This is a genomic window from Streptomyces sp. CRCS-T-1, assembly GCF_024442335.1.
Taxonomy (GTDB): Bacteria; Actinomycetota; Actinomycetes; order Streptomycetales; family Streptomycetaceae; genus Streptomyces; species Streptomyces koelreuteriae.
Window position 1 is genome coordinate 6,782,799 of the sequence record NZ_CP101651.1, and the last position, 26,372, is coordinate 6,809,170.

General features: G+C 72.6%; 23 protein-coding genes. 15 read left to right on the forward strand and 8 right to left on the reverse strand.

Features of this window, described 5'->3' with window-relative positions:
- Nucleotides 1–32: 32 nt before the first annotated feature.
- Nucleotides 33–1,565: a DUF4331 domain-containing protein gene (locus NNW99_RS30725; protein ID WP_215122420.1), complete on the reverse strand. Its 1,533-nt coding sequence runs from the start codon at nt 1,563–1,565 to the stop codon at nt 33–35.
- 227 nt (nt 1,566–1,792) lie between these two features.
- On the opposite strand from NNW99_RS30725, the gene NNW99_RS30730 reads away from it, so the two are divergent.
- The 3 genes from NNW99_RS30730 to NNW99_RS30740 all read left to right on the forward strand — a co-directional run bounded on the left by NNW99_RS30730 (nt 1,793) and on the right by NNW99_RS30740 (nt 3,543).
- Nucleotides 1,793–2,335, forward strand: a complete 543-nt coding sequence (locus NNW99_RS30730) for a sigma-70 family RNA polymerase sigma factor (protein WP_215122421.1) — start codon at nt 1,793–1,795, stop codon at nt 2,333–2,335.
- A complete protein-coding gene (locus tag NNW99_RS30735) occupies nt 2,332–3,150 on the forward strand; it encodes an anti-sigma factor domain-containing protein (protein ID WP_215122422.1) in 819 nt (272 codons plus the stop codon). Before NNW99_RS30730 ends, NNW99_RS30735 begins: the two co-directional genes overlap by 4 nt.
- Nucleotides 3,151–3,276: 126 nt before the next feature.
- Nucleotides 3,277–3,543, forward strand: a complete 267-nt coding sequence (locus NNW99_RS30740) for a hypothetical protein (RefSeq protein ID WP_184562045.1) — start codon at nt 3,277–3,279, stop codon at nt 3,541–3,543.
- A 125-nt stretch (nt 3,544–3,668) separates the two neighbouring features.
- On the opposite strand, the gene NNW99_RS30745 is transcribed toward NNW99_RS30740, so the two are convergent.
- Together NNW99_RS30745 and NNW99_RS30750 are read right to left on the reverse strand one after the other, a co-directional pair.
- The gene (locus NNW99_RS30745; protein ID WP_215122423.1) at nt 3,669–4,490 is read right to left on the reverse strand and encodes an ABC transporter permease; all 822 of its coding nucleotides are present in this window, start codon (nt 4,488–4,490) and stop codon (nt 3,669–3,671) included.
- Nucleotides 4,487–5,443 (reverse strand): ATP-binding cassette domain-containing protein, encoded by a 957-nt coding sequence (locus NNW99_RS30750; RefSeq protein WP_215122424.1) that lies wholly within the window; start codon nt 5,441–5,443, stop codon nt 4,487–4,489. The genes NNW99_RS30745 and NNW99_RS30750 overlap by 4 nt, the downstream gene beginning before the upstream one ends.
- Nucleotides 5,444–5,506: 63 nt before the next feature.
- Here NNW99_RS30750 and NNW99_RS30755 point away from each other — a divergent pair, with 63 nt between their 5' ends.
- Nucleotides 5,507–6,223: a TetR/AcrR family transcriptional regulator gene (locus NNW99_RS30755; RefSeq protein ID WP_215122425.1), complete on the forward strand. Its 717-nt coding sequence runs from the start codon at nt 5,507–5,509 to the stop codon at nt 6,221–6,223.
- A 21-nt stretch (nt 6,224–6,244) separates the two neighbouring features.
- On the opposite strand, the gene NNW99_RS30760 is transcribed toward NNW99_RS30755, so the two are convergent.
- The 3 genes from NNW99_RS30760 to hmgA form a co-directional block, all read right to left on the reverse strand.
- On the reverse strand, nt 6,245–7,399 hold the full coding sequence (locus NNW99_RS30760; protein ID WP_215122426.1) for a type ISP restriction/modification enzyme: 1,155 nt from the start codon (nt 7,397–7,399) through the stop codon (nt 6,245–6,247).
- Nucleotides 7,400–7,463: 64 nt separating this feature from the next.
- A complete protein-coding gene (locus NNW99_RS30765; RefSeq protein WP_215122427.1) occupies nt 7,464–8,210 on the reverse strand; it encodes a GntR family transcriptional regulator in 747 nt (248 codons plus the stop codon).
- A gap of 26 nt (nt 8,211–8,236) precedes the next feature.
- The gene (gene hmgA / locus NNW99_RS30770; protein ID WP_215122428.1) at nt 8,237–9,589 is read right to left on the reverse strand and encodes a homogentisate 1,2-dioxygenase; all 1,353 of its coding nucleotides are present in this window, start codon (nt 9,587–9,589) and stop codon (nt 8,237–8,239) included.
- Nucleotides 9,590–9,743: 154 nt separating this feature from the next.
- Here hmgA and NNW99_RS30775 point away from each other — a divergent pair, with 154 nt between their 5' ends.
- From NNW99_RS30775 to NNW99_RS30825, 11 genes are all read left to right on the forward strand, one after another.
- A complete protein-coding gene (locus NNW99_RS30775; protein ID WP_215122429.1) occupies nt 9,744–10,355 on the forward strand; it encodes a hypothetical protein in 612 nt (203 codons plus the stop codon).
- Nucleotides 10,352–10,969 (forward strand): TetR/AcrR family transcriptional regulator, encoded by a 618-nt coding sequence (locus NNW99_RS30780; RefSeq protein ID WP_215122430.1) that lies wholly within the window; start codon nt 10,352–10,354, stop codon nt 10,967–10,969. Before NNW99_RS30775 ends, NNW99_RS30780 begins: the two co-directional genes overlap by 4 nt.
- A 121-nt stretch (nt 10,970–11,090) precedes the next feature.
- Entirely contained in the window at nt 11,091–13,334 is a 2,244-nt protein-coding gene (locus NNW99_RS30785) for a molybdopterin oxidoreductase family protein (protein ID WP_215122431.1), read from the forward strand.
- Nucleotides 13,335–13,469: 135 nt separating this feature from the next.
- On the forward strand, nt 13,470–14,915 hold the full coding sequence (locus NNW99_RS30790) for a CitMHS family transporter (RefSeq protein ID WP_215122432.1): 1,446 nt from the start codon (nt 13,470–13,472) through the stop codon (nt 14,913–14,915).
- Between the two features lie 28 nt (nt 14,916–14,943).
- On the forward strand, nt 14,944–16,197 hold the full coding sequence (locus NNW99_RS30795; RefSeq protein ID WP_215122433.1) for an MFS transporter: 1,254 nt from the start codon (nt 14,944–14,946) through the stop codon (nt 16,195–16,197).
- A 93-nt stretch (nt 16,198–16,290) separates the two neighbouring features.
- Nucleotides 16,291–16,872, forward strand: a complete 582-nt coding sequence (locus NNW99_RS30800; RefSeq protein ID WP_215122434.1) for a hypothetical protein — start codon at nt 16,291–16,293, stop codon at nt 16,870–16,872.
- Between the two features lie 655 nt (nt 16,873–17,527).
- A complete protein-coding gene (locus NNW99_RS39215; protein WP_321170475.1) occupies nt 17,528–18,439 on the forward strand; it encodes a class F sortase in 912 nt (303 codons plus the stop codon).
- Nucleotides 18,440–18,621: 182 nt separating this feature from the next.
- The gene (locus NNW99_RS30810; protein ID WP_215122436.1) at nt 18,622–19,956 is read left to right on the forward strand and encodes an ABC transporter ATP-binding protein; all 1,335 of its coding nucleotides are present in this window, start codon (nt 18,622–18,624) and stop codon (nt 19,954–19,956) included.
- 111 nt (nt 19,957–20,067) lie between these two features.
- On the forward strand, nt 20,068–21,456 hold the full coding sequence (locus NNW99_RS30815; protein ID WP_215122437.1) for an aldehyde dehydrogenase family protein: 1,389 nt from the start codon (nt 20,068–20,070) through the stop codon (nt 21,454–21,456).
- A gap of 22 nt (nt 21,457–21,478) precedes the next feature.
- On the forward strand, nt 21,479–22,561 hold the full coding sequence (locus NNW99_RS30820; protein ID WP_215122438.1) for a Zn-dependent alcohol dehydrogenase: 1,083 nt from the start codon (nt 21,479–21,481) through the stop codon (nt 22,559–22,561).
- A gap of 191 nt (nt 22,562–22,752) precedes the next feature.
- A complete protein-coding gene (locus tag NNW99_RS30825) occupies nt 22,753–24,126 on the forward strand; it encodes an MFS transporter (protein WP_215122439.1) in 1,374 nt (457 codons plus the stop codon).
- On the opposite strand, the gene NNW99_RS30830 is transcribed toward NNW99_RS30825, so the two are convergent.
- Complete coding sequence (locus tag NNW99_RS30830; protein WP_370869168.1) at nt 24,115–25,089, reverse strand: DMT family transporter; 975 nt, start codon at nt 25,087–25,089, stop codon at nt 24,115–24,117. The genes NNW99_RS30825 and NNW99_RS30830 overlap by 12 nt on opposite strands.
- 538 nt (nt 25,090–25,627) lie before the next feature.
- Complete coding sequence (locus tag NNW99_RS30835; protein ID WP_215122440.1) at nt 25,628–26,341, reverse strand: helix-turn-helix transcriptional regulator; 714 nt, start codon at nt 26,339–26,341, stop codon at nt 25,628–25,630.
- Nucleotides 26,342–26,372: the final 31 nt, after the last annotated feature.

The following is a 26,372-nucleotide window of genomic DNA, read 5'->3' on the forward strand; positions in this document are numbered from 1 at the left end:
ACGGGCCGCGCCAGCAGGGGGAGCGGAACGGGTCAGTACGCCCGGTTCCGCATACGGCGCCACCACATCAGGGCCGCGCCGATCAGGACGATGCCGCCCGCGCCGGCCCCGGCGGACGCGGCGATCAGCCGCATGTCGTCCGAGCCCTGCGCGTTCGTCGGCTGGAGCGCGTCGCCGAGCTGGCTGCGGACGTCGTTGCCGCCGTCCACGCCCTTGGCGAGCGGGCCGCGCGAACCCTCGGTCGGGTTGGCCAGGTACGGGAAGGACTTGCCGAACTTCTTGTCGTTCTTGTTCACGGCGTCGCCGAGGTCGTTCTTGGCGCCGAGCAGCTCGCCCTCGACCACCTGGAGCGAGGCGTCGATCACGTCGTCGGTGAGCCGGCGCCCGTTCGGGAAGCCCGCGGTGTCACCGTCCAGGACACCGAGCCGCTTGGGCTTGGCGGCCGGCTTGATGGAGGTGTTGAGCCGGAGCTGCTCCGACGGCGTCACATGCGGCGGCTGGTTGAGGTCCTTGACGCCCTTGAGGAACACGTCGACCAGGTCGTTGCGCGGCTCGTCGGGCGCCGGGATCTTGTAGATCGCCTCGATGAGCTTGGGCAGCTCCGGGTTGGTGACGTTCTCCAGGAACTGGGCGTCGTCCCGCGGCGCGGACGCGTTGAACTTGTCCTTGTCCTTCAGCGGGTTGACGACCTCGTTCACCAGCGGCATGCCGAGGCGGGAGACCTGCGAGAAGTAGCCCTTGGCGTTCTTGCGCTGGGTCGTCGACCAGATGCCGACGATCGGCTGCTCGTGCGACTCGGCGAGGAAGCTGTTGGGGACCTGCAGGGCGATCGAGTTGACGTTGTAGCCCTTGAGCGTGTCGTTGCCGACCTCGGAGAGGTTCCCGCCGTACAGCAGGTCGAAGACCCTCAGGTCCAGGAAGAACGGGTCGTCGGCCTGCCCGGCGAAGGTCTGGGCGCCGCCGGCGAGCTTGTGGATCGCCTGCTTGCGCAGGGTGTTGTAGTCCGGCATCGACGCCTTGCCGACGTTCGACGGCGCCACCGGCACGTCGTCGGCGACCTTGGTCTTCGACACCGCCTTCAGATCGCGCAGCTTGATCAGCTCGAGGTCGTACGTCTGCGTGATGTTGAGGTCGGGGTCGTCGAGGCTCTCGACCGGACCCGTGTTGTAGAGGAACGTCTTGTCGTTCTTCGTGTGCGTCTTGAACGTGTAGCGGAACAGCAGGTCTTCCTGCGCGTCACCGTCGCTGTCGATGCGCAGGTCGTACTGGGCGTCCTCGGCGAACGTGAAGAAGTTGGGCCCGCCGGCCGGTTCCTCGAAGGGGATCCAGTTCGCGATGATGGTCGTCGTGTCCGGCTTGTCCGGGCTGACGAAGGCGTACACGTCGGTGTTGTCGAACTGCGGGGTCCCCGAGATCAGCGGGGCCTCGCGGTGACTGGAGGCGGAGGCCTCCTCAGGTGCCAGCGCGGTCACACCGGCGGCGGCGAGGCCGCCGGATGCCAGCGCACCACAGATCACGGTCGCTATGCTCCGGCGCCCCGCGCCGGTCCTGAAGGTAGGTGTCATGCCGTCCGTCCTCGGTGCCAACTTGCCTGACACACGCCATTCGGAGTGGTCGGCAGAGCGGATTGGTCGAATCTCAAACGTTCTTACGGCGCGACTCAAAAGTTGTTTCATCGCCAGGCGACCCGCGTTTTCGGCGAGTTGATCCGTAACCCCATCCGGAGGTGTGTGCGTTGCGAATACCTCGTGTGAGGGGACAGGCCCGATGCGGCCTCGGAGAGGGGGAACGAGTGGAGGCGGACGAGCTGCTGCTGCTCGTGGCGGGCGGGAACCACCAGGCTTTCGAGGAGCTGTACGGACTGGTGTCCGGCCCGGTGTTCGGCCTGGTACGGCGTGTGGTGCGCGATCCGGCGCAGTCGGAGGAGGTGGCTCAGGAGGTGCTGCTCGAACTGTGGCGGTCCGCCGCGAAGTTCGACCCGGACCGGGGAAGCGCGCTGTCCTGGATCCTCACCCTCGCCCACCGCCGTGCCGTCGACCGGGTGCGCAGCGCCCGCGCGGCGGGGGAGCGCGAGCAGCGCGAGGCCTGGCGCGCCCACTTCCCGGCCTTCGACCAGGTCACCGAGGAGGTGGAGGCGGGACTCGAACGCGAGTGGGTCCGCCGCTGCCTGGACCGTCTCACCGACCTCCAGCGGCAGTCCGTCACCCTCGCCTACTACGAGGGCTACACCTACCGTGAAGTGGCCGAGCGGCTCTCCCTGCCGCTGGGCACCGTCAAGACGCGGATGCGCGACGGGCTGACCCGGATGCGCGAGTGCCTGGGAGGCGTGGCATGAGCCTCTTCCGCCGCGAGGACCCGCACTCGCTCGCCGCGCCCTACGCGCTCGACGCCCTGGAACCCCCGGAGCGGGTCCGCTTCGAGAGGCATATGAAGGACTGCGACCGCTGCGCCGCCGAGGTGCGTGACCTGTCCGAGGACGCCGTCCGGCTCGCCTGGTCCACGGCCGCCCCGGCCCCGGCCGCGATGCGCGACCGCGTCATGGCCGCCGTACGGACGACTCCGCAGGACCCGGTGCCCCAGGAGGCGGTGCGCGAGCCCGCACGCGCGCGTGCGACACAGTTGCCGCCGCACGTGTGGGGCACCCAGCCGCCGCCGCGGCAGCGGACGCGGCGCCGGATCCCGCTGTTCGTGCCCTTCGCCACGGCCACCGCCGCCGCGGCCCTCGTGGTCGCCTCGCTGTTCGCCGTCCAGGCGAACCGGACCCAGGACGAACTGACCGCCGAGCGGGACCGGTCACGTGAGATCGCCCACGTTCTGGCCGCTCCGGACGCACGTGCGAGCAGCGGCCGGGACGCGCGGGGCCGAACCATCGGAGTGATCGCTTCCGCGACGGAGGGGAGTGCGGTGATCACCCTCGGCGGATACAGCACCCCGCCGGGCGGCCGAGTGCACCAGTTGTGGCTCATGCGCCCGGGCGCGCAACCACGCTCCCTGGGGCTCCTGAAAGGCGACACGCCCCTGGTCGCGACACGTCTCGGCTCCTCCGCGACGTCACTGGCCGTAACCGTCGAGCCCGCCGGCGGCTCGCCGCAGCCCACCACGCAGCCCATCGTCCAACTCGCCCTGAAATCTGTCGGATTCGGAGAGTAATCGCAGATACATCGTCAACCCCCTTATGGGGAAGGTGAATCCTGTGACCGCGATACACGAGTGCCCGGGCGGGGCGATAGGGTTAACCTGCCCGGGCCGGGTGGACTCGTACGGGTGGGGAGTGACATGGAACAGATAACAGTGCGCAGCAGGGCGAGGGTCCCTGCGATCACCTGCGGGAGCAGCGCGACCAGTTCGCGCCTCGACCGCCATCTGTCGGTGCTGGGCGGTCCCGCCGTCCCGCAGCGGGAGACGGTCGAGGCGACCTCGCTGATGCGTGAACTGACCGCGCGCCAGCCGCACGACCGCAGTGGCAGGGGAGCGCGTGTACGTCGCGTCTCGCTCTTCGCACCGCTGCGCCGCCTGCGCCGCTCGCTCTTCGGCGGCAGGTAGGGGCCCGCGCTCGGGCGGTCACACCGCCCCTGGCGTCACGCTGCGCACTCGTCGTCCGTCATCCCCACGGCACGCGGCAGCGCCAGGTGTCTCCCGAGCGCGGTACGTCCTCCCCCCTCCCCGATCTATCGCTCCCCGCGTGCGTACTGACGCACGGCCAACGGCACGAAGATCCCGAGCAGTACGGCACACCACATCAGCGACCCCGCGACGGGGTGGGCCACCGGCCAGGCCGCTCCGCCGGGCACCGGCGCGATGGGGGCACCTCCCTGCTCGAGCGAAGCCGAGAGCTTGGGGGAGAACAGGTCCCGCAGGGCCGTCGCGACCGCGCTGATCGGATTCCACTCGGCGACCGTCCGCAGCCACCCGGGCAGTCCCGTCGTCGGGATGTACGCACTGGACAGCAGCGGCAGCAGGAAGGTCGCCCCGCCGAGCTGACCGGCCGCCTCCTCGTTCCGGGTGAGCAGGCCGAGGTAGATCCCGGCCCAGGTGCACGCGAAGCGGAACAGCAGCAACAGTCCGACGGCCCCCGCCGCTTCGAGCGGGCCGCCCTCGATCCGCCAGCCCACCGCGAGTCCGACCAGCAGGAACGGCACCGTCCCGGCGGCTGTGACCACGAGGTCCGCCGCGGCCTGTCCGAGCGGTACGGCCGCCCGGCTCATCGGCAGCGTGCGGAAGCGGTTCGTCACGCCCCGGTGGGTGTCCTGGGCCGCCTGGAACATGCCGGTCATGATGCCGCCCGCGGCGGTCGCCACCAGCAGGCCCGGCACGAGGAACGACCGGTACGCCTCGCCCGGCATCGCCAGCGCGCTGCCGAAGACATAACCGAAGAACAGCAGCATGCTGACCGGCATCGTCTGGGTGATGATCAGCAGCCCCGGGTTGTTCCGCATGCGCCGCAACTGGCGCCCCAGCATCGCGGTCCCGTCGTACGCCAGCGTGCTCATGCGGCAGCCTCCCTCTCCTCGTCGGTGGTCTCGGTCAGGCGCAGGAACACGTCGTCCAGCGTCGGTGGCCGCAGGCTCACGTCGAGCAGCGGTACGCCCGCCGTGTCCAGTGCGCGCACCAGACGCGGGAGGGTGAGGGTCGGGTCCTTGCTGACCGCGCCGACGGCGCCCCGCTCATGGTCGAACGACGGCTGCCCGCCCGTGATCCGGTCGAGCACCTCCGCCGCCCGCACGAGTACGTCCGCGTCCGTCACCACGACCTCGGCGTGCGCCCCGACGAGCGCCTTGAGCTGTGCCGGCGACCCGGTGTGCGCGACCCGGCCCCGGTCCACCAGGGCGATGTCGTCGGCGAGTCGGTCGGCCTCCTCCAGGTACTGGGTGGTGAGGAGCACGGTCGTGCCCTCGGCGGTCAGCTCGCGCACCACGTCCCAGATGAGATTGCGGCTGGCCGGGTCGAGGCCGGTGGTCGGCTCGTCCAGGAACAGCACGTCGGGGCGGCGGATCAGGCTCGCCGCCAGGTCCAGGCGGCGGCGCATGCCGCCCGAGTAGGTGGACGCGGGCCGGTCGGCGGCCTCCGTCAGCCCGAAGCGGTCGAGGAGTTCCGCGGTCCGGCCGGCCGGGCCGCGCACCCGGTGCAGCCGGCCGAACAACCGGAGGTTCTGGCGTCCGGTCAGGTCCCCGTCGATCGAGGTGTCCTGCCCGGTGACACCGATCCGGCTCCGTACGGCGGCGGCCTCGCGGACGAGGTCGTGCCCGGCGACCCGCGCGGAGCCCGCGTCCGGCCGCAGCAGTGTGGTCAGCAGCCGTACGGCCGTGGTCTTGCCCGCCCCGTTCGGCCCGAGGACCCCGCACACCGTGCCCTCGGCCACCGCGAGGTCCAGTCCGCGCACCGCGTGGACCTCCCCGAATCGCTTCTCCAGACCCTCACTAAGTACAGCGTACGTAGAAGTCATGGCTCGACCATAGCGCACTACGTACGCTGTACGTAACTAGGATGGTGGCCGAGGTGATGATCGATGGCGGGCCGAGCGGCCGTACCCGAAGTGATCTGGGCGCGCCCCGAGCGCACCGGCCGTGGGCCGAAACCGGCGTTCACGCGCGCCGGTATCGCGGCGGCGGCGGTGCGGATCGCCGACGCGGAGGGGCTCGACGGGGTGTCCATGCGGCATGTCGCCGCGGCGTTGGGCTGCGGCACGATGTCGCTGTACAACTACGTCCCCCGAAAGGAGGACCTGTACGAGCTGATGGTGGACGCCGTCGGCGCCGAGCACGAGATGTTCGAACCCACGGGCGACTGGCGCGCCGACATGCTCCGCAACGCGGAGGAGACGCGGGCCATCATGTACCGCCACACCTGGGTGCCGCGCCTGATGGCCGGGGTGCACGGCTTCAGCCCCAACACCCTGCGCTACCTGGAGCACTGCCTGGCCTGCCTCGAACCGCTCGACGTCCCGGCCGGTACGAAGACGGAGCTGATCGCGCTGCTCAACGGCATCGTGGCGACCTACACCGCGAACGACATCGCGACCGTCGAACGCACCCGCTCCATGCCGTGGTCCGAGGAGGAGGAGAACGCGGTGCGGATGGCCTATCTGGGCAGCCAGGTGGCCACCGGCGCCTATCCGCGACTCGCCGCTGCCTTCGGGGAGCAGAGCGGGCCGGTCGATCTGAACGCGGTGTTCCGGCGGGCGCTCGAACGCGTCCTGGACGCCTTCGATCCCGCCCTGCGGTAGGAGCCGCGACGCCGGCTCGCGCTAGAGCAGCGCGAGCTGGCCCTCCGGGCCCTCCTCGGGGCCGTCCAGCACCGAGGCCGGGCGGCGGGCCGTCGCCGGGACGGGGAGGAGGCCCGCCTCGCGGAGTTCGGCCGGCGTGATCGGGTCGGGGACCGTCAGGTCGTCCAGGGGGCGCAGTGCGGCCAGCAGGGCGAGGACCGTGATCAGTTCGAGCAGCTCCGACGTCCAGGTCTGCGACCAGGTCGCCGGGCGGATCGCCGCGAGGGTGCCCGGCTCGGCCTCGGTGACACGCGCCGCGAACCACTGTTCCAGGACGCGCACCCCGTCCGCCTCGAAGTCCCAGGCCTCCGGCGGCACCGGGGAGATGCGGCCGTCGCCCAGCAGCAGGGCCTCCTCGTCCCTGTCGTAGTCCAGGGTCAGGGGTCGCGCGGGCAGCGGGGCGCGGACGTAGGGGCGGCGGCCGCCGGGGAGCTTCGGGCGTTCGCCGTCGCGGCGCATCAGCCACAGCAGGCGGTGGCCCAGCTCCACGCCCCGCGCCCACTCGTCGGCGTCACCGGTGAGCGGGACGGTGAGATCCGGGCGAGCCGTGGCCGTGATCCAGGCCAGGACGTCCAGTGGGGCGGGGGCGGCGCCCAGGCGTGAGCCGAGGTGCTCCAGCAGGCCGGGGGCCAGGTTCGGTTCCCGCCCGCCCGGCCGGCGGAACAGCGGGCGGACGCGGCCGGGGCGGAGCAGCGGGAGCAGTGAGGTGACGAGGAGGGGAGGGGCGAGGGCCTCGGGCGCCTCCACCACGAAGACCTGATGCCCGTCCGCCACCCGCCACAGCTCCGGGCGGGCCGCGTCGATCAGCCGCTGGTCGGGGATCAGCCACTGTTCGTCGAAGGGCGCGCGCAGCACGCGCACCGGCTCCGGGCACGGGCCCGAGGCGCGGAGCAGCTTCTCCGTGCCGCCGCTCCGGCCGGGCAGCTGGCCGACCGCCGAGTGCAGCGTGCGCGAGCGGGTCGGCTCGAACAGGGTCTCGCGGTCGGGTCCCTCGGCCTTCACCAAGGCGTCCCAGCGGGCCTTCAGGGACGCCGCGTCGGGGGCCGCCGGCCAGCCCCGGCCGAGCCGCGGCGGTGCGACGGACCACGGCATGAGGTCCGCCAGCGGCGGAGCGTCGTCGTGCGTCACGCAGGGCATCGTACGACGCCCCCGAGGGGCGCGGGGAACCCTGCGAGGGCCCCACCGGCACGCGGGGCGACCGCTACGCGTCCAGGGTCACCGTGAAGGAGAACCGGTCGCCCCGGTACTGGATGACGGCCACGTCCAGCGGCCGGCCGCCGGTGTCGTACGTGATGCCCGTGTAGTGCAGGATCGGGCTGAGCAGCGGCACTTGGAGCAGCTTCGCGGTCTCCGGGTCGGCGAGCCGGGCCTCCACCGTGTCCGTGATGCGGCTGATGTCCACCCCGACGACATCCCGCAGCACCTTGGTCATGGGCCACCGCACGAGGTCGTCCAGGTCGATGCGCGCGGCCAGTTCGGGACGGACGTAGTTCCGCGCATGGTTCGTCGGCTCGCCCGTCTTCTCGTCGCTGCGCAGCCGGTGGTACGTCGAGACCTCCCGCGTCTCCGGGAAGAACTCGGCGAGTTCGCCCGGCACGGGGATCGTGCCGTGGTCCAGCAGTTCGGACGTCATGCCGGACTGCTGGGCCACGATCGCGTCCACCGAGCCGAGCAGCCGGACCGGTGAACCCCGGCGCGCGTGCGGCTCGATGAAGGTGCCCCGCCGGCGATGGCGGGTGATCAGCCCCTCGTCCTCCAGCTCCTTCAGCGCCTGCCGCATGGTCAGCACGCTCACGCCGTAGTGCCCGGCCAACCGCTCCTCGGTGGGCAGGCGCAGCGGGTCCTGGGGCGAGCGGCCGAGGATCGAGGCGCGCAGCGACTGCGACACCTGGTACCAGAGCGGCAGCTTGCGGTTCAGGACGATCGAGTCCGGGGCGAAGGAGGTCACGGGCCATCCGTACCGGTCAGGGGTGCTCAGTGCAAGGGACGGAAGTGCCGCTCCAGGCCCTGCCAGACGTCGTCGTAACGCTGTTGGAGGTGTTCCGCCCGGGCCGCGTGCGGGGTGAGGGTCAGCGGCCAGCGGGTCTCGAACATGAACGCCAGTCCGTCGTCGATCTTCTGGGGCCTCAGCTCGGCGGCGCTGGCCCGGTCGAAGGTCTCCCGGTCCGGGCCGTGCGCCGACATCATGTTGTGCAGCGAACCGCCGCCCGGCACGAAGCCCTCCGCCTTCGCGTCGTACGCGCCCTCGATCAGGCCCATGTACTCGCTCATCACGTTCCGGTGGAAGTACGGCGGCCGGAAGGTGTCCTCGCCCACCAGCCAGCGCGGCGCGAACACCACGAAGTCGACCCCGGCCAGCCCCGGGGTGTCCGACGGGGACGTCAGCACCGTGAAGATCGACGGGTCCGGGTGGTCGTAGGTGATGGTGCCGAGCGCGTTGAAACGGCGCAGGTCGTAGACGTACGGCACATGGTTGCCGTGCCAGGCGACGACATCGAGCGGGGAGTGGTCGTAGGTGGCCGTCCAGAGGTTGCCGCAGAACTTGTTCACCACCTCCACCGGGCCCTCGACGTCCTCGTACGCGGCGACCGGGGCGCGGAAGTCCCGGGGATGGGCGAGGCCGTTCGCGCCGATCGGGCCCAGGTCGGGGAGGCGGAAGGGCGCGCCGTAGTTCTCGCACACATAGCCGCGGGCGGATCCGTCCAGCAGCTCCACACGGAAGCGGACCCCACGGGGGACGAGCGCGACATGGCCCGGCTCCACATGGAGCAGACCGAACTCGGTGCGCAGCAGCAGCCCGCCGCGCTCCGGGACGATCAGCAGCTCGCCGTCGGCGTCGCTGAACACCCGCTCCATCGAGACGTTGGCCGCGTAGAGGTGCACGGCGACGCCGGTGCGCTGGGTGGCGTCGCCGTTGCCGCCCAGCGTCCACAGGCCGGCCAGGAAGTCGGTCTCGGGGGCCGGGTCGGGAAGGGGGTTCCAGCGCAGCCGGTTCGGGTCGGGCACGGTCTGGGTGAAGGGAGCGGTGCGGACCGAGCCGTTGTGGGCCCGGGTGAACGCCGGGTGCGCGGCCGACGGGCGGATCCGGTACAGCCAGGAGCGGCGGTTGTGGGAGCGCGGCTCGGTGAAGGCCGTACCGCTGAGCTGCTCCGCGTACAGCCCGAGCGGGGCCCGCTGCGGCGAGTTGCGGCCCTCGGGCAGCGCGCCCGGGACGGCCTCGGAGCCGTGCTCGTTGCCGAAGCCGGAGAGATAGGTCAGCCCTTCGGCCCTCTTCCGCGCTCCCTCGCGCTCGGACACGCCTGCGCGGGAGGTACCCCCATCGCCCATGATCGCTGCTCCCTTGCCATCCGATTCCTATGGAACACCGTAGGATTGCGTTTTCCGCGACGCAAGAGGGACACGCACCCTCCTCACGACGGATGACCTGAACCCGACTTGAGGACGATCCGCCGGGCCTGGGGCGCGCTCTACGCTCGCGGACATGACGTGGACACGTGGACCTCTCGCCCTGCTCGCGGTCTGCGTCCTGCTGACCGGAGCCGCCGGCTGCGGCTCCGGCCAGGAGCCGGAGCGGGGGAGCGGGGCCTCGCCCACGCCCGTGGGCACGCTCCTGGAGGACCGGGACCCGGAGGGGCGGCCCTACCGTCAGGTGGCCCAGCGGGACGCCCCCGACGTCGGCATCGAGGTGCAGCCCGACGGGGCCGGCGACTGGGACGTCCGGCTGGCCGTCCGGAAGTTCCGCTTCTCGGGGGCGGGTGCGGCGGACGAGGCGGTGGCCGGGCGCGGACTCGCGCACCTCTATGTGGACGGCCGCCTCGTCGCCCGGCTCCGCACCACCGAGTACCGGCTGGCCGCCCACCTCGTGCCGCGCGGCACGCACCACGTCACGGCCCGCCTCTACGCCGACGACGGCACCGCCTGGGCGGTGGACGGGCGGCCCGTGGAGAGCACGGCCGACATCACCGCGTCACAACCCGGCCCGGGCGCGAAGCCGAGCGCGAGCGCCCCGGGGGAAGCGCGGACGCACGCGACGGACGCCCGGCCCCGGATCGGGGGGCGAGGTTCACCCGACCGCGCCGGAAAGGCATCATGAAGCCCGTGCCCCACGCGACATCGCTCCGTCGTGCGCCCGTGCAGCGGCGCAGTGCCGAACGCCTGACCAGGATCCTCGACGCCTGCGCCGACCTCCTCGACGAGGTCGGCTACGACGACCTGAGCACCCGCGCCGTCGCCCAGCGGGCCGGCGTCCCCATCGGCTCGGTCTACCGCTTCTTCGGCAACAAACGCCAGATGGCCGACGCGCTGGCCCAGCGCAACCTCGAGCGGTACTCCGCCCGCGTCACCGAGCGCCTGCGGGAGACGGGCGGCGGGGACTGGCGGGTGGCCATGGACGCCGTGCTCGACGAGTACCTGGAGATGAAGCGCACCGCGCCCGGCTTCTCCCTCGTCGACTTCGGCAACCAGATCCCCGTCGGCGCCCGCCACAGCGAACCCAACCACCGTGTCGCCGACCGCCTCAGCGAACTCCTCTCCGGCTATCTCGACCGTGAGCCCGACGAGGATCTGCGCCGGGTGTTCCTCATCGCCGTCGAGACCGCCGACACACTCGTGCACCTGGCCTTCCGGGTCGCGCCGGACGGAGACCCGAAGGTCATCGAGGAGATGCGGGAGATGCTGCGGGCGTATCTGTCCCGGGTGCTCGACTGACCTGGTGCGTCCTGGACCCGTCGGGCGATCCGGTTCCTCCAGGGCCTCCCCTCCATGCATACCGGTCGGTATGCTCGGGCGCGTTCGTGCGTCACCGTAGCCGCCGCCCCCGGGAGGACCCGTGTCCCGCACCGCCCTGCGTATCTGTCCCCTGTGCGAGGCCACCTGCGGCCTGACCCTCACCATCGAGGGGACGCGCGTCACCCGTGCCCGAGGTGACCGCGACGATGTGTTCAGCGCGGGGTTCGTCTGCCCCAAGGGCGCGTCCTTCGGCGCCGTCGACTCCGACCCCGACCGGTTGCGCACCCCGCTGGTGCGCCGGGACGGCGAACTGCGCGAGGCCACCTGGGAGGAGGCCTTCGACGCCGTCGCCGCCGGCATCCGCCCGGTCGTCGAGCGGTACGGCCCGAACTCCGTCGGCGTCGTCCTCGGCAACCCCAATGTGCACACCATGGCCGGGGCCCTGTACCCGACGCTGCTGCTCGCCGGGCTCGGCACTCGCAGCGTCTTCACCGCCTCCACGGTCGACCAGATGCCCAAGCACGTCTCCAGCGGACTGCTCTACGGCGACGCGAACGCCATCCCCGTGCCCGACCTCGACCACACCGACCATCTGCTCCTGATCGGCGCCAACCCGCTGGAGTCCAACGGCAGTCTGTGCACCGCCCCCGACTTCCCGGGCAAGCTCAAGGCGCTCAAGGCCCGTGGCGGCACCCTCGTCGTCATCGACCCGCGGCGCACCCGGACCGCCAAGCTCGCCGACCGGCACATCGCCGTACGGCCCGGCACCGACGCGCTGCTGCTGGCGGCGATGGCCCAGGTGCTCTACGCCGAGGGCCTCGTCGAGCCCACCCCGCACGTCCAGGGCGTCGAGGAACTGGCCGACGCCCTGGAGGAGTTCACCCCCGAGGCCGTCGCCCCGGCCTGTGACGTCGACGCCGGGCTCATCCGCACCCTCGCCCGTGAACTGGCCGCCGCCCCCACCGCCGCCGTGTACGGCCGCATCGGCAGCTGCACCGTCCCGCACGGCACCCTGGCCAGCTGGCTCGTCGACGTCCTGAACATCCTCACCGGCAACCTCGACCGGCCGGGCGGCGCGCTCTTCCCGCAGGCCGCCACCGACAGGACCCCGCGCCCCGCCGGGCCCGGACGGGGCTTCGCCCTCGGGCGCTGGCACTCCCGGGTGAGCCGGCACCCCGAGGCGAAGGGCGAGCTGCCCCTGTCGGCCCTCGCCGAGGAGATCGACACCGCCACCGAGGAGGGCGAGCCGGTGCGCGCGCTCGTCGCCGTCGCCGCCAACCCCGTCCTGTCCGCGCCCGACGGCGACCGGCTCGACAAGGCGCTCGACTCGCTCGACTTCATGGTCAGCGTCGACCCCTACCTCAACGAGACCTCACGCCACGCCCATGTCGTGCTGCCCCCGCCCCCGCCCTCCCAGAGCCCGCACCACGACTTCGCCTTCAACACCCTCGCCGTCCGCAACCAGGTCCGCTACACCCGCCCCGCGGTCCCGCTGGAACCCGGACGGATGGCGGAGACGGAGATCCTGGCCCGGCTGATCCTCGCCGCGACGGGCATGCACGGGACCGACCCCGCCGCCGTCGACCGGATGGTCATCGACCAGACCCTCGGCAAGGCGGTCACGGAACCCCACTCGCCCGTATACGACCGCGACCCCCGCGACCTCGCCGCACAGCTCACCGGCGACACCGGCCCCGAGCGACGGCTGGACATGATGCTGCGCCTCGGCCCCTACGGCGACGGCTTCGGCGTACGACCGGACGGGCTCACCCTGGAGAAGCTGCTCGCGCATCCGCACGGCATCGACCTCGGCCCGCTGGCCTCCCGGCTCCCGCAGCCGCTGAAGACCCGCAGCGGCCTGGTGGAGCTGCTGCCGGAGCCGATCGCGCGGGACCTGCCCCGCCTTCGCGCGGCCCTGGCAGAACGCCCCGAGGGGCTCGTCCTGGTCGGCCGCCGCCATCTGCGCTCCAACAACAGCTGGATGCACAACGTGCCCGCCCTCACCGGCGGCTCCAACCGCTGCACCCTGCACATCCACCCCGAGGACGCCGAACGGCTGGGCGTCGAGGACGGGGCGCCGGTGCGGGTGAAGGGCGCCGGGGGAGAGGTCACCGCACCCGCCGAGGTCACGGACGCCGTCCGCAAGGGCGTGGTGAGCCTCCCGCACGGCTGGGGCCACAACCGGCCCGGCACCCGCCTCGGCCACGCCTCGACCGACCCCGGCGTCAACGTCAACCAGCTCCTCGACGGCCGGCTGCTCGACCCGCTGTCGGGCAACGCGGTCCTCAACGGAGTGCCCGTCGCATGCGCCCCGGCGGCCGAAAAGCTCATGCCCCTGACCTGAGCAAAGCTGTGACCAGCAGTTTTGCGCTTATTGCTCGCACGTCAACGTCTTGTTAACGCTGCTTGACGGGACCTAACGTCTCGGGAACCGCCGGCCCTGGTGGGATGTTCAAGGGCGAACGTTAGGTATCCACTCATGCTGACCATCCTCGGCTTCGCCATGATCGCGACCTTCCTGGTCCTGATCATGATGAAGAAGATGTCGCCGATCGCGGCGCTCGTGCTGATTCCCGCGCTGTTCTGCGTGTTCGTCGGCAAGGGTGCCCACCTCGGCGACTACGTCCTCGACGGCGTGACCGACCTCGCCCCCACCGCGGCGATGCTCATGTTCGCGATCGTCTACTTCGGTGTGATGATCGACGTCGGTCTCTTCGACCCGATCGTCCGCGGGATCCTCAAATTCTGTAAAGCGGACCCGATGCGGATCGTCGTGGGCACCGCCCTGCTCGCGGCGATCGTCTCGCTGGACGGCGACGGCTCCACCACCTTCATGATCACCGTCTCGGCGATGTACCCGCTGTACAAGCGCCTGAAGATGAGCCTGGTCGTGATGACCGGTGTCGCCGCCATGGCCAACGGCGTGATGAACACCCTCCCCTGGGGCGGCCCGACCGCCCGCGCCGCGACCGCGCTCAAGCTCGACGCCAGCGAGATCTTCGTCCCGATGATCCCGGCGCTCCTGGTGGGCCTGCTCTTCGTCTTCGGTCTCTCCTACGTGCTCGGTGTCCGTGAGCGCCGTCGGCTCGGCATGCTGACGCTGGACGAGGTGCTGGAGGAGGAGAAGGAGAGCGAGACGGTCCTCGTGGGCTCCGGCGGTTCCGGCGACTCGGGCGACGGCAAGGTCTCCATGCGCAAGGGCGGCGGCTCGGGTGCCGGCACCGACGCGGACGCGGGCTCCGGCGGTGGCGCCGACGCCGAGGACGACGCCGAGGACGACAGCTTCCAGGGCCTCGACCCGAACCGGGCCACCCTGCGCCCCAAGCTCTACTGGTTCAACGCGCTGCTCACGGTCGCCCTGCTCACCGCCATGATCATGGAGTGGCTGCCGATCCCGGTGCTGTTCCTGCTCGGTGCCGCGCTGGCCCTCACCGTGAACTTCCCGCACATCCCCGACCAGAAGGCGCGCCTCGCCGCCCACGCCGACAACGTCCTGAACGTCTCCGGCATGGTCTTCGCCGCCGCCGTCTTCACCGGCGTCCTCCAGGGCACCGGCATGGTCGACAACATGGCCAAGTGGATGGTGGACGTCATCCCCGCGGGCATGGGCCCGCACATGGCCATCGTCACCGGTGTGCTGAGCCTGCCGCTGACCTACTTCATGTCGAACGACGGCTTCTACTTCGGTGTCCTGCCGGTCCTCGCCGAGGCCGGTGCCGCGCACGGCGTCTCCCCGGTGGAGATGGCCCGCGCCTCGCTGGTCGGCCAGCCCCTGCACATGTCGAGCCCGCTCGTCCCGGCCGTCTACGTCCTGGTCGGCATGGCCAAGGTCGAATTCGGCGACCACACCAAGTTCGTCGTGAAGTGGGCCGCCCTCACCTGCCTGGTCATCCTCGGCGCGGGCATCCTGTTCGGGATCATCTGACCTTGTCCGATCCCCGTTGGAGTACATCGTGAGGCCCGGTGGGAACCGCGGCTGGCTGCTCCGCCTCGTCATCGCCTTCAGCTTCGCGCAGGCGGCGGTGTCGATGGCCCGGCCCGCCGTCTCCTACCGGGCCCTCGCGCTGGGCGCGGACGAACGTGCCGTCGGTGTGATCGCCGGTGTCTACGCGCTGCTTCCGCTGTTCGCCGCCGTCCCCCTGGGCCGCCGTACCGACCACGGCCGCTGCGCGCCCCTGCTGCCCTTCGGTGTCGTCCTCATCTCCGGCGGCTGCGCCCTCAGCGGCGTCGCCGGCTCCCTGGGGACGATGGCCCTGTGGAGCGGGGTGATGGGCCTCGGCCATCTCTGCTTCGTCATCGGCTCACAGTCCCTCGTCGCGCGCCAGTCCGCGCCGCACGAACAGGACCGCAACTTCGGGCACTTCACCATCGGCGCGGCCCTCGGCCAACTCGTCGGCCCCATCGCGGCGGGCGCGCTGATCGGCGGCGGGGACATGGCGGGCACCAGCGCGCTCGCCCTGATCGTCGCGGGCGGGGTCGCGGCGGTCGCGTTCACCTCGCTGTGGCGTATCGAGCACCGCCGTACGGCGGACACGTCCCGCGCGGACAAGGGCGCCCGGGTCCCGGTCGGGAGCATCCTGCGGACCCGGGGCGTGCCCGCCGGCATCCTCATCAGCCTCGCCGTGCTGTCCGCGACCGACATCCTCACCGCCTACCTCCCGGTGGTCGGCGAGCACCGGGGCATCGCGCCGTCCGTGATCGGCGTCCTGCTCAGTCTGCGCGCGGCGGCGACCATCGCCTGCCGTCTGGTGCTGACGCCCCTGCTGCGGCTGCTCGGCCGGACCCTGCTGCTCACCGTGACGTGTCTGCTGGCGGCCCTGCTGTGCGCGGGGATCGCCCTGCCGGTGCCGGTGTGGGCGCTCGGGCTGCTGCTCGTCCTGCTCGGCTTCTGCCTGGGCGTCGGGCAGCCGCTGTCCATGACGACGGTCGTCCAGGCCGCGCCCGACGAGGCCCGTTCCACGGCGCTCGCCCTGCGGCTGACCGGCAACCGGCTCGGCCAGGTCGCCGCGCCCGCCGCGGCCGGGCTGATCGCCGGGGTCGCGGGGGTCGCGGCGCCGTTCGTGATGCTGGGGGTGCTGTTGCTGGCGTCGGCGGGGGTCGCGGTGCGGTCCCCGCGGGAGCCGGAGGAGGCTGAGGAGGCGGACGGAGCGGGCGACCCCGAACCCCGGCGGAACGGGATGCCATTGGGCCGGAAGAGCGACATCTGACGCGTCGTGGGCGCTGCTCCGGCGTTTCCGGGTGACATGTGGCAGATAGTCAGGTGACGAGGTGTTTGTATGAAAATCATCTGACTTGGAGGCATGTTCATGCCCGTCGTACCCCTCGCGCGCCGTGCCGGCACCCGCACCGCCGTCCTCGCCGCTCTCACCCTCGCCGGGACCACCCTGAGCGGGGTGCCCGCTGTCGCCGCTCCGGGGGACAACGGGGACGTCAAGATCCACGCCACGGAGACGGCCGCCGGAGACCGGCGCAACGATCCGAAGGTCTGCGACTTCTACCTCGCCGCGTTCGACTTCGAGGCGGGCGAGACGGTCAACTGGACCATCCAGGCCCTGCCCGAGGTGCCGGCCAAGAGCGGCTCGGTCACCCTCAACGCGGCCGGAGCGGGCCGCAGCCCCCTCATCGACCTGCCCAACGGGCAGTACAAGCTGACATGGCTCACCGACCGGGCCCACGGCGCCGGCAAGTTCAAGGTGTTCCAGGTCGCCTGCCCGGACTCCAAGGCCACCATCACCCCGAACGGCGGCGCCCCGGCGGGCGGTGGCGGCATCGCCCGCGCCGAGGCCTTCACCCCGGTCGCCGGCGCCGCCGCCGTAGGCCTGGCCGCCGTCGCCGGAGTGGTCTGGTTCCGCCTCCGCCGCCGCCCCGATGGCGCGGCGTAGGACGCCTTCCGCGTATCGCGCCGCCCCTTCCGTGGGGCGGCGCGAGTCCGGGGCGGGTTCGGCGCGGGGCGGGGGTGAATCCGGAGCCGTCCCGGAGGTCCGGCGTGGGGCCGGTTCCCGTTCCGGCGGCGCTCCGGTGGGGCGGCGTGGGGCCGGGTCCGGTTCTGGTGCCGTGGGGCGGCGTACGGCCGGGGAAGGGTCCGAGGCTGCCTCGGTGTCGCGGCGTGGGGCTGGCGCCGGGGCCGTCGGCGGCTCGGTGTCTCGGCGGGGGTCCGGGGCGGCCGGATCCGTCGCGGTACCGGTACCGGTAAGTCGCCGTGGGGCCGGAACCGTTGCCTCGCCGGGGTCTGCGCGAGGCACGGAGTTTTCGCGAGGTCCGGGGTCGTCGCGAGGCCCGGGGTCTACGCGAGGTGGGGCTGGTTCTGTCGCCACCGCTGCGGGTCGGCGCAGGGGCGGGGTCGGTTCGGGTGCCGAGCCGGTGGTTCGGCGCAGGGGCGGGGCCCGCGGTGGGTCCGGGGGACCCGGTGGACCCGGTGGGCCCGGTGGGACCGGAGGGCGTCGTGGAGCCGGGGGCGGAGGCCCCGAGGCCTGGCCGCGGCGGTCTCGCAGGCCCTGGTACCGGACGCGCGCCTATCGGCTGGCGCGGACGATCGCGGTGGCCTTCTCGCTGCTGCTGCTCGCCGTCTGCTGGGACCCGGGCGACGTACCCGGGTCCGCAACGGTCACGGCCCTCCCGACCAGCTCCGCAGAAGCCGCCGCGGCAGCCCTGCCGGGCACCTCCGGCACGGCACCGGCCCCCTCGGACGACGTCGGCGCCACCGCCACTCCGCCCAGCCGCTCCGCCACACCCCCCACCCTCCCCGCCAACTCCTCCGGCTCCCCGTCCGCCCGGCCCGGCACCTCCCGAACCCCCGGCACGGGCCCCGGCACCGGCACGCCCCAGGCACCCGCGTCCCGTACGGCCCCGCCCCAAGGCTCCGGCCCCCACACCTCCCTGCCCCCCACCGCCGGCCGAACCGCCCCGCCCTCACGTCCCTCAGCCGGCACCCCCAGTCCGCCCCGCACCCAACCCCCCACCCGCACCCGGCGTCCCTCCGCCCCCGGCCCGCTGCCCCACTCGCCGGCCACCCGCCTCCTCATCCCCTACCTCCGTATCAACGCCCCGATCATGCCCCTGGGCCTCGACCGCGAACGCCGTCTCACCGCGCCCCCGGAGGGCAAACCGAAACTGGTCGGCTGGTACCGGCACGGTGCCTCGCCCGGCGAGCAGGGTGTCGCCGTCGCTGTCGGGCATCTGGACACGGACCGCGGTCCCGCCGTCTTCGCGGGGCTGACGGAGCTGAAGCGGGGCCGGATCGTCGAGGCCCGCCGCGCCGACGGGCGGACCGCCGTCTACACGGTCGACGCCATCAAGTCGTACGAGAAGGCACGGTTCCCGAGCCAGGAGGTGTACGGCGCCCGGGGCCGCCCCGAGCTGCGCCTGATCACCTGCGGCGGCGCCTACGACCGCAGGAAGGGCTACTCCGGGAACGTCGTGGTCTTCGCCCATCTCACCGCCGTCCGCTGACGACCTGGCCGAATCAGGCCGTCCGCCTTCTCACCAGCTGGACCGGAGCCCCCGATCCCGCCCGGTGTCTTCCCCCGGCCGTACACATTCCGTTAACTTCCGTGACTCACAGCCCCGTACGACCCGCACGGGGCTTCCGACCCGCGGAGCACCAGCGCCCTGAAGACCCCTCGGGGGCACGCATGACACGCGCCATCTCCCTGCACGACGTGAGCAAGGCCTACACGCGCGGCTCCCGCGTGGTGGACCGGCTGTCGCTGGACATCACCCCGGGCGAGTTCCTCGTGCTGCTCGGCCCGTCCGGCTGCGGCAAGTCGACCGTGCTCAGAATGATCGCCGGGCTGGAGGAGATCGACGAGGGCGAGCTGCTGCTCGACGGCGAGTACGCCAACGACCTGCCGCCGTCCGGCCGGGACATGGCGATGGTCTTCCAGAACTTCGCCCTCTACCCCAACATGACCGGCCGGGCCAACATCGGCTTCCCGCTGCGCATCGAGGACCCGGGCACGGACCCCCGGCCGCGGGTGGACGCCACCGCCCGCCTGCTCGGCATCGAGGACCTCCTCGACCGCCTGCCCGCCCAGCTCTCCGGCGGTGAACGCCAGCGCGTCGCCATGGGCCGGGCCATCGCCCGCCACCCCTCCGCGTTCCTGATGGACGAGCCGCTGTCCAATCTCGACGCCAAGCTCCGCACCCATCTGCGCGCCGAGATAGCCCAGCTCACCGGGGAGTTGGGCGTCACCACGGTCTACGTCACCCACGACCAGGCCGAGGCCATGTCGCTGGGCGACCGGGTCGCCGTGCTGCGCGGCGGTGTGCTCCAGCAGGCCGACAGCCCGCGCGTGGTGTACGCGCTGCCCAGCAATGTCTTCGTCGCCGCGTTCATCGGCACCCCGCGCATCAACCTCCTGCGCGGACTGGTGCGTGCCCCGCTGGACGGCGCGATGACCATCAGCCTGGGCAAGCAGTTCCTGCGCCTGCCCGAACCGCTCTCCCTGGACCACCAGTTGCTGCGGGTCCAGCAGGGCCGCGGGGTCATCGTGGGCCTGCGCTCGGAAGCCGTCCGGATCGCCAAGCACTCCTCGGCCCGGCCCGGCGAGGTGCCGATCACCGGCCTGGTCGAGCATGTGGAGTTCCAGGGGCACGAGATCCTCGTCCACTTCAACACCGGCTCCAGCCCCGCCGTCGTCCCCGACCTGGAGGCCCCGCGTCCCCGCCCCGGCCGAGCCGCCCGGCGCCGCCGTCGCGAGGGCTCGGTGCTCACCCGGCTGCGGGAGCGGTCCGCGGCCGGACGGGCCGGACCCGTCGTCGCCCTGGACCACCCCGAGACCGCCGCCCCCGCCCCCGCCGAACCCCGCCTGCCCGGGGACCTCATCGTCCGCACCACCCCCGACCTGGCCCTCCGCCACGGCATGCAGGTGCCGCTCCTCGTCGACCTCGCCCACCTCTTCGTCTTCGACCAGGACGGCGACCGCATCTGCCCGCATCCGGCACGCCTGCCCGACCTGGAAAGGTGAGCAGTGGCACACCCATGACCCGGCACCCGTGACCGGGGTGTCTGGCGTCAGAAAACTATCGTCGCTAGTTTATGTGCCGGACGACGACGCCCCGCCCCCGGAGGAAGCGCGATGAAGGCATACGACGGCATGTACATCGGGGGCGCCTGGCGCCCGGCCGCCGGCCAGGACGTGATCGAGGTCGTGAACCCGGTCGACGAGCAGGTCATCGGCACGGTCCCGGCGGGCACCGCCCAGGACGTCGACACCGCCGTACGGGCCGCCCGCGCCGCCCTCGCGGGCTGGGCCGCGACCCCGCCCGCCGAGCGCGCGGCGCGCCTGGCCGCCCTCCGGGACGTGCTCGTGGCCCGCGCCGACGAGATCGCCGAGACGGTCACGGCCGAACTCGGCTCGCCCCTGAAGTTCTCCCAGGCCGTCCACGCGGGCGTGCCGATCGCCGTCGCGGGCTCCTACGCCGAGCTGGCGGCGACGTACGCCTTCGAGGAGAAGACCGGCAACTCGGTCGTGCACCACGAGCCGATCGGTGTCGTCGGCGCCATCACGCCCTGGAACTACCCCCTGCACCAGATCGTCGCCAAGGTCGCCCCGGCCCTCGCGGCGGGCTGCACGGTCGTCGTGAAGCCCGCCGAGGACACCCCGCTGGTCGCCCGCCTCTTCGCCGACGCGGTGCACGAGGCCGGGATCCCGGCGGGCGTCTTCAACCTGGTCACCGGCCTCGGCCCGGTCGCCGGCCAGGCCCTCGCCGAACACCCCGGCGTCGACCTGGTCTCCTTCACCGGCTCCACCGCCGTCGGCCGGCAGATCGCAGCGATCGCCGCCGGGCAGGTCAAGAAGGTCGCCCTCGAACTCGGCGGCAAGTCCGCCAACGTCATCCTGCCGACCGCCGACCTGGCCAAGGCGGTCAACGTCGGCGTCGCCAACGTCATGTCCAACTCCGGGCAGACCTGCAGCGCCTGGACGCGCATGCTCGTCCACCGCGAGCGGTACGACGAGGCCGTGGAACTCGCCGCCGAGGCCGCCGCCAAGTACGGCGACCGCATCGGCCCGGTCGTCAACGCCAAGCAGCAGGACCGGGTGCGCGGCTACATCGAGAAGGGCGTCGCGGAAGGCGCCCGCCTGGTCGCCGGCGGCCCCGACTCCCCGCGCGAGACCGGGTACTTCGTCAGCCCGACCGTCTTCGCCGACGTCACCGAGAACATGACCATCGCCCAGGAGGAGATCTTCGGCCCGGTCCTGTCGATCCTCCCCTACGACGACGAGGAGGACGCCCTGCGCATCGCCAACGGCACGGTCTACGGCCTGGCCGGCGCCGTCTGGGCCGGGGACGAGGCCGAGGCCGTGGCCTTCGCGCGCCGGATGGAGACCGGCCAGGTCGACATCAACGGCGGCCGGTTCAACCCCCTCGCGCCCTTCGGCGGTTACAAGCAGTCGGGCGTCGGCCGCGAGCTCGGTGTGCACGGCCTGGCCGAGTACCTCCAGACCAAGTCCCTCCAGTTCTAGAACCAGGGGAGTCCCTTCCGCCATGGCTGTCCGCGCCGCCGTTCTGCCCGCCGTCGGCTCCCCGCTGGAGATCACCGGCATCGACCTGCCCGACCCCGGACCCGGACAGGTCCGGATCCGGCTCGCCGCCGCCGGGGTCTGCCACTCCGACCTCTCCCTGTCCGACGGGACCATGCGTGTCCCCGTCCCCGCCGTCCTCGGCCACGAGGGCGCCGGCACGGTCGTCGCCGTCGGTGAGGGAGTCGGTCACGTCGCGCCCGGCGACGGAGTCGTCCTCAACTGGGCCCCGTCCTGCGGCGCCTGCCACGCCTGCTCGCTCGGCGAGGTCTGGCTGTGCGCCAACGCCCTGAAGGGCGCCGGCGACGTCTACGCCCGCACCGCCGAGGGCACCGACCTGCACCCCGGCCTGAACGTCGCCGCGTTCGCCGAGGAGACGGTCGTGTCCGCCGCCTGCGTCCTGCCCGTGCCCGAGGGCGTCCCGCTCACCGACGCGGCCCTCCTCGGCTGCGCCGTCCTCACCGGCTACGGCGCCGTCCACCACTCGGCCCAGGTCCGGCCGGGCGAGACGGTCGCGGTGTTCGGCGTCGGGGGAGTGGGCCTCGCCGCGCTCCAGGCCGCCCGGATCGCGGGCGCCTCGAAGATCGTCGCGGTCGACGTCTCCGCCGAGAAGGAGGAACTGGCCCGGGCGGCCGGCGCCACCGACTACGTCATCGCCTCGGAGAACACCGCCCGCGAGATCCGCGCCCTCACCGGCAAACAGGGCGTCGACGTCGCCGTGGAGTGCGCCGGCCGCGCGGTCAGCATCCGCACGGCCTGGGACTCCACCCGGCGCGGCGGACGCACCACGGTCGTCGGCATCGGCGGCGAGGACCAGCAGGTCACCTTCAACGCCCTGGAGATCTTCCACTGGGGCCGCACCCTCTCCGGCTGCGTCTACGGCAACTCCGACCCGGCCGAGGACCTCCCGGTGCTCGCCGAACACATCCGGGCGGGCCGCCTCGACCTGAGCGCGCTGGTGACGGAGCGGATCTCCCTGGAGGGCATCCCGGCCGCGTTCGAGAACATGCTGGCGGGCAAGGGCGGCCGGGCCCTGGTCGTCTTCTAGACCGGCTCTCCCGCCACCCCGGCCTCCGTGCGAGGCCGGGGCCTCAGGCATGCCCGCCCGCGCGGTCGGTGCCAAGTACAGGTAAAAGTCCTGGTGCGCGACCCGTTGACGTCCATACCGTCCGGTCAGTACGTTCCCGGAACCCGAGCCACCCCCCGTTCCGTCCCCGCACCCACCGGAGCGTGCACCGCATGGACACGGCACCTTCCGCTCAGCCCGCCTCCACCACCCCGGCCGCCGGCAACCGCCGCCGGGTCGCCACCGCGGCAGCGCTCGCCTCCGCCGTCGAGTGGTACGACTACTTCGTCTTCGGCATCGCCGCGGCCCTCGTCCTCGGCGATCTCTACTTCCCCGCGGGCAGCCCCACCGCCGGCGTCCTGGCCTCGTTCGCCACCTTCGCCGTCGGTTTCCTCGCCCGCCCCATCGGCGGCATCGTCGCCGGCCACCTCGGCGACAAGCGCGGCCGCAAGCCGATGCTGGTCCTCGCCCTCACCCTGATGGGCGTGGCCACCACCGGCATCGGCCTGCTGCCGACGTACGACACGATCGGCGTCGCGGCCCCGATCCTGCTGGTCCTCTTCCGCGTGCTGCAGGGCATCGCCGTAGGCGCCCAGTGGGGCGGCGCGATGCTGATGGCCACCGAGTACGCCCCCGAGGGCAAGCGCGGCATCTACGGCAGCTTCGTCCAGCTCGGCGTCCCCATCGGCGTGGTGACCGCCAACACGGTGTTCCTGCTGGCCGGCGCGTTCACCACCGACTCCGAGTTCGCGGCCTGGGCCTGGCGTGTGCCGTTCCTCGTCGGCCTGCTCGTCCTCGTGCTCGCCTGGTACATCCACACCCGCGTCGAGGAGACCCCCGAATTCCGGGAGGCGGAGAAGAAGCTGGCCGAGAAGGAGAAGGGCGAGCAGTCCTCTCCGCTGCGCACGATCCTGCGCGGCCACCTCGGTACGGTGCTCCTCGCCGGCGGTTCCTTCGCCGTGAACACGGCGACCTTCTACATCATCATCACCGGCGTGCTCGACTACACGACCCGCGAACTCGGCATGAAGAAGAGCGCCGTCCTCATGGTCTCGCTGTGCATCAGCCTCACCCAGCTGGTGCTGATCCCGGCTGCCGCCGCGCTCTCCGACAAGTTCGGCCGCATCCGGATCTACGCCCTCGGCGCGGTCGGCATCGCGCTGTGGGCCGTACCGCTCTTCCTGCTGATCGACACCGGCTCGCTGCTGTGGCTCGCGGTCGGCACGTTCGTCGCCAGCTGCTTCCTGAGCATCATGTACGGCCCCCAGGCCGCCCTGTTCGCGGAGCTGTTCACGCCCGAGATGCGCTACACCGGCGCCTCCCTCGGCTACCAGATCGCGGCCGTCGCCGGCGGCGGGCTCGCGCCCTTCGTCATGGTGCTGCTGCTGGAGGCGACGGGCACCTCGATGGCCGTGTCCGGCTACATCATCGTGCTCTCGGTGATCGCGCTGGTCTCGATCAAGGTCCTCGCGGACCGGGCCCGTGCGGCGGAAACGGCGGCGGAACCCGCCCCCGAGCCGGCGACGGAGGCCGAGTCAGCGGGCTGAGTCCGCGGCCTCCTCGGGCCGGGGCTCCGGAGCCGCTCCCGGAGCCCCGCCCCGAGCCGCCGCCCGCGACCGCGACCGCGACCGGGACACCGCGACACCCGCCAGGCACAGCACACCGCCGACCAGGGTGAGCAGCCCCGGCACCTCGCCGAGGAACAGCCAGGACATCAGGACGACCAGCGCGGGCGCCGCGTACGTCGTCGCGCCCATCCTGCTCGCGGTCGTCCGGGACAGGGCGTACGCCCACGTGGTGAAGGCGAGGGCGGTCGGGAAGACGCCCAGGTACACCATGTTGAGCGTCGCGGACGCCGGCGCGTCGGCGGCCTCCGCGACGAGCTGCCCGGCGAACGGCAGACACAGCACCGCGCCGACCAGACACCCGAACGTCGTCACCTGCAAGGGACTCGCCGAGCCCAGCGCGGGCTTCTGCGCCACGACGCCACCGGCGTACGCGACCGCCGCCAGCAGGCACAGCACCACCCCGAGCACCGAGGATCCGCCCTCGCCCGACATCGACAGCCCCACCGTCACGGCACCGGCGAACGACACCGCCATCCCCGCCAGCAGCCGCGGCGGCATCGGGTCCCCGAGCAGCCGGGCACCGAGCAGCGCGATCAGGATCGGCCCGGTGTTCACGACCAGGGCGGCGGTGCCCGCGTCGACCTGCTGCTCGCCCCAGTTGAGGGCGACCATGTAGAAGCCGAACCAGAGCACCCCCGATATCGCGATCCCGCGCCAGGCCCCGCGCGGCGGCCATCCCTCCCGCCGCACCAGACAGATCACCCCCAGCGCCAGCACCCCCGCCAGCAGCCGCCCCAGCGCCAACGCACCCGGCGAGTAAGCGTCCCCCGCACTGCGGATCGAGACGAACGCGGACGCCCACAACACGACGGTGACCGCGGCAGCACCTGCGGCCAGCAGCTCCGCCCGGCGGTCGGGGCGGGACGGGGAGGTGTTCATCATGCTCCAGAGGCTAGGAGTGGCGAAGGGCCGGACGCTCGCGGATTTCGGACGAGGGGTTCGGACGGGAGGGGAGCGGCGGTTCGGGCCGGGGGCCGAGGCTCGGGCGGTGCGGGTCGGCGCTTGAGGGCCGAGGGCGGGCCTCGGGTGGCGCGGCAGCCGGGGGCGTGCGGCCATGCCGGGCGCCCCGGCCAAGGCGCTGCGTCCCGTCGAGTGCGTGGTGGGCGGGGGCGCGTTGGCCGGTGCGCCCCCGCCGAAGGCCTGCGCCCCGGCCAGGGCGCTGTGTCCGGTGCGGTGCCCTGGCTGCGCCAGGCGATGCCTCCCAGGCCCCCCACCAAGGTGGGTGTGGGGTGGGCGGGGAGCGTGTCGGCGGGTGCGTCCCCGCCGAAGGCGCTGTGTCCGGTGCGGTGCCCTGGCTGCGCCATGCGATGCCTCCCGGGCCCTCACCAAGGCCCTGCGCCTCGGGCGTTGCGGTGGACGCGTGCGTCGTCGGTGTCGGTCGCCGTGCCACGGCTGAAGGCGCCGCAGGCCCGGCCAGGGATCAGCGCAGTGTCGCCGCCTCCACCCCCAGCAGCTCGAAGAGGGCCTGTTCACCGGCCGCCGTCACCTTCACCGCTCGCTCGGAGCCGATGCGGACGCACCAGCCCGTGTCCAGGGCGTGTCGGCACAGGGCCGCGCCCGCGACGCCCGCGAGGTGGGGGCGGCGTTCGGTCCAGTCCAGGCAGGCGCGTGCCAGGGGGCGTCTGCCACGCCGTTCGAGGCCGATGCCGGCCGAGGCGAACCAGGCCAGGCCCGTGTCGGTGAGTGCGAATCCGGTCTCCTGCTGCAGCAGCCCGCGGGCCGTCAACGCCTCGGTGACCGCGATGCCGAGCCGGCCGGCGAGATGGTCGTAGCAGGTGCGGCCCCGGGCCATCGCCGAGCCCGCGCTCGACTCCCGCAGGCTCCGCGGCCGTACGGCGGCCGTGCCCGGCGCGACCTGTGCGGCCAGGTCCTCCAACAGCTGCGCGACCCGCGCGTCTGCCAGCCGGACGTACCGGTGCCGGCCCTGGCGCTCCTCGGCGAGCAGCCCGCCCGCGACCAGCCTGCTCAGGTGCTCGCTCAGCGTCGACGCGGTGACCCCCGCGTGCCGCCCCAGCTCGCTCGCGGTCCACGCCCGCCCGTCGAGCAGCGCCAGCAGGCACGCGGCCCGGGTCTCGTCCGCGAACAGCCCGGCGAGCCGTGCCAGGCCGGTGGCCCGCGGATCCCTCGTCGTCATGGCCCCAGCATGGAACACGGACCGTTCGGCC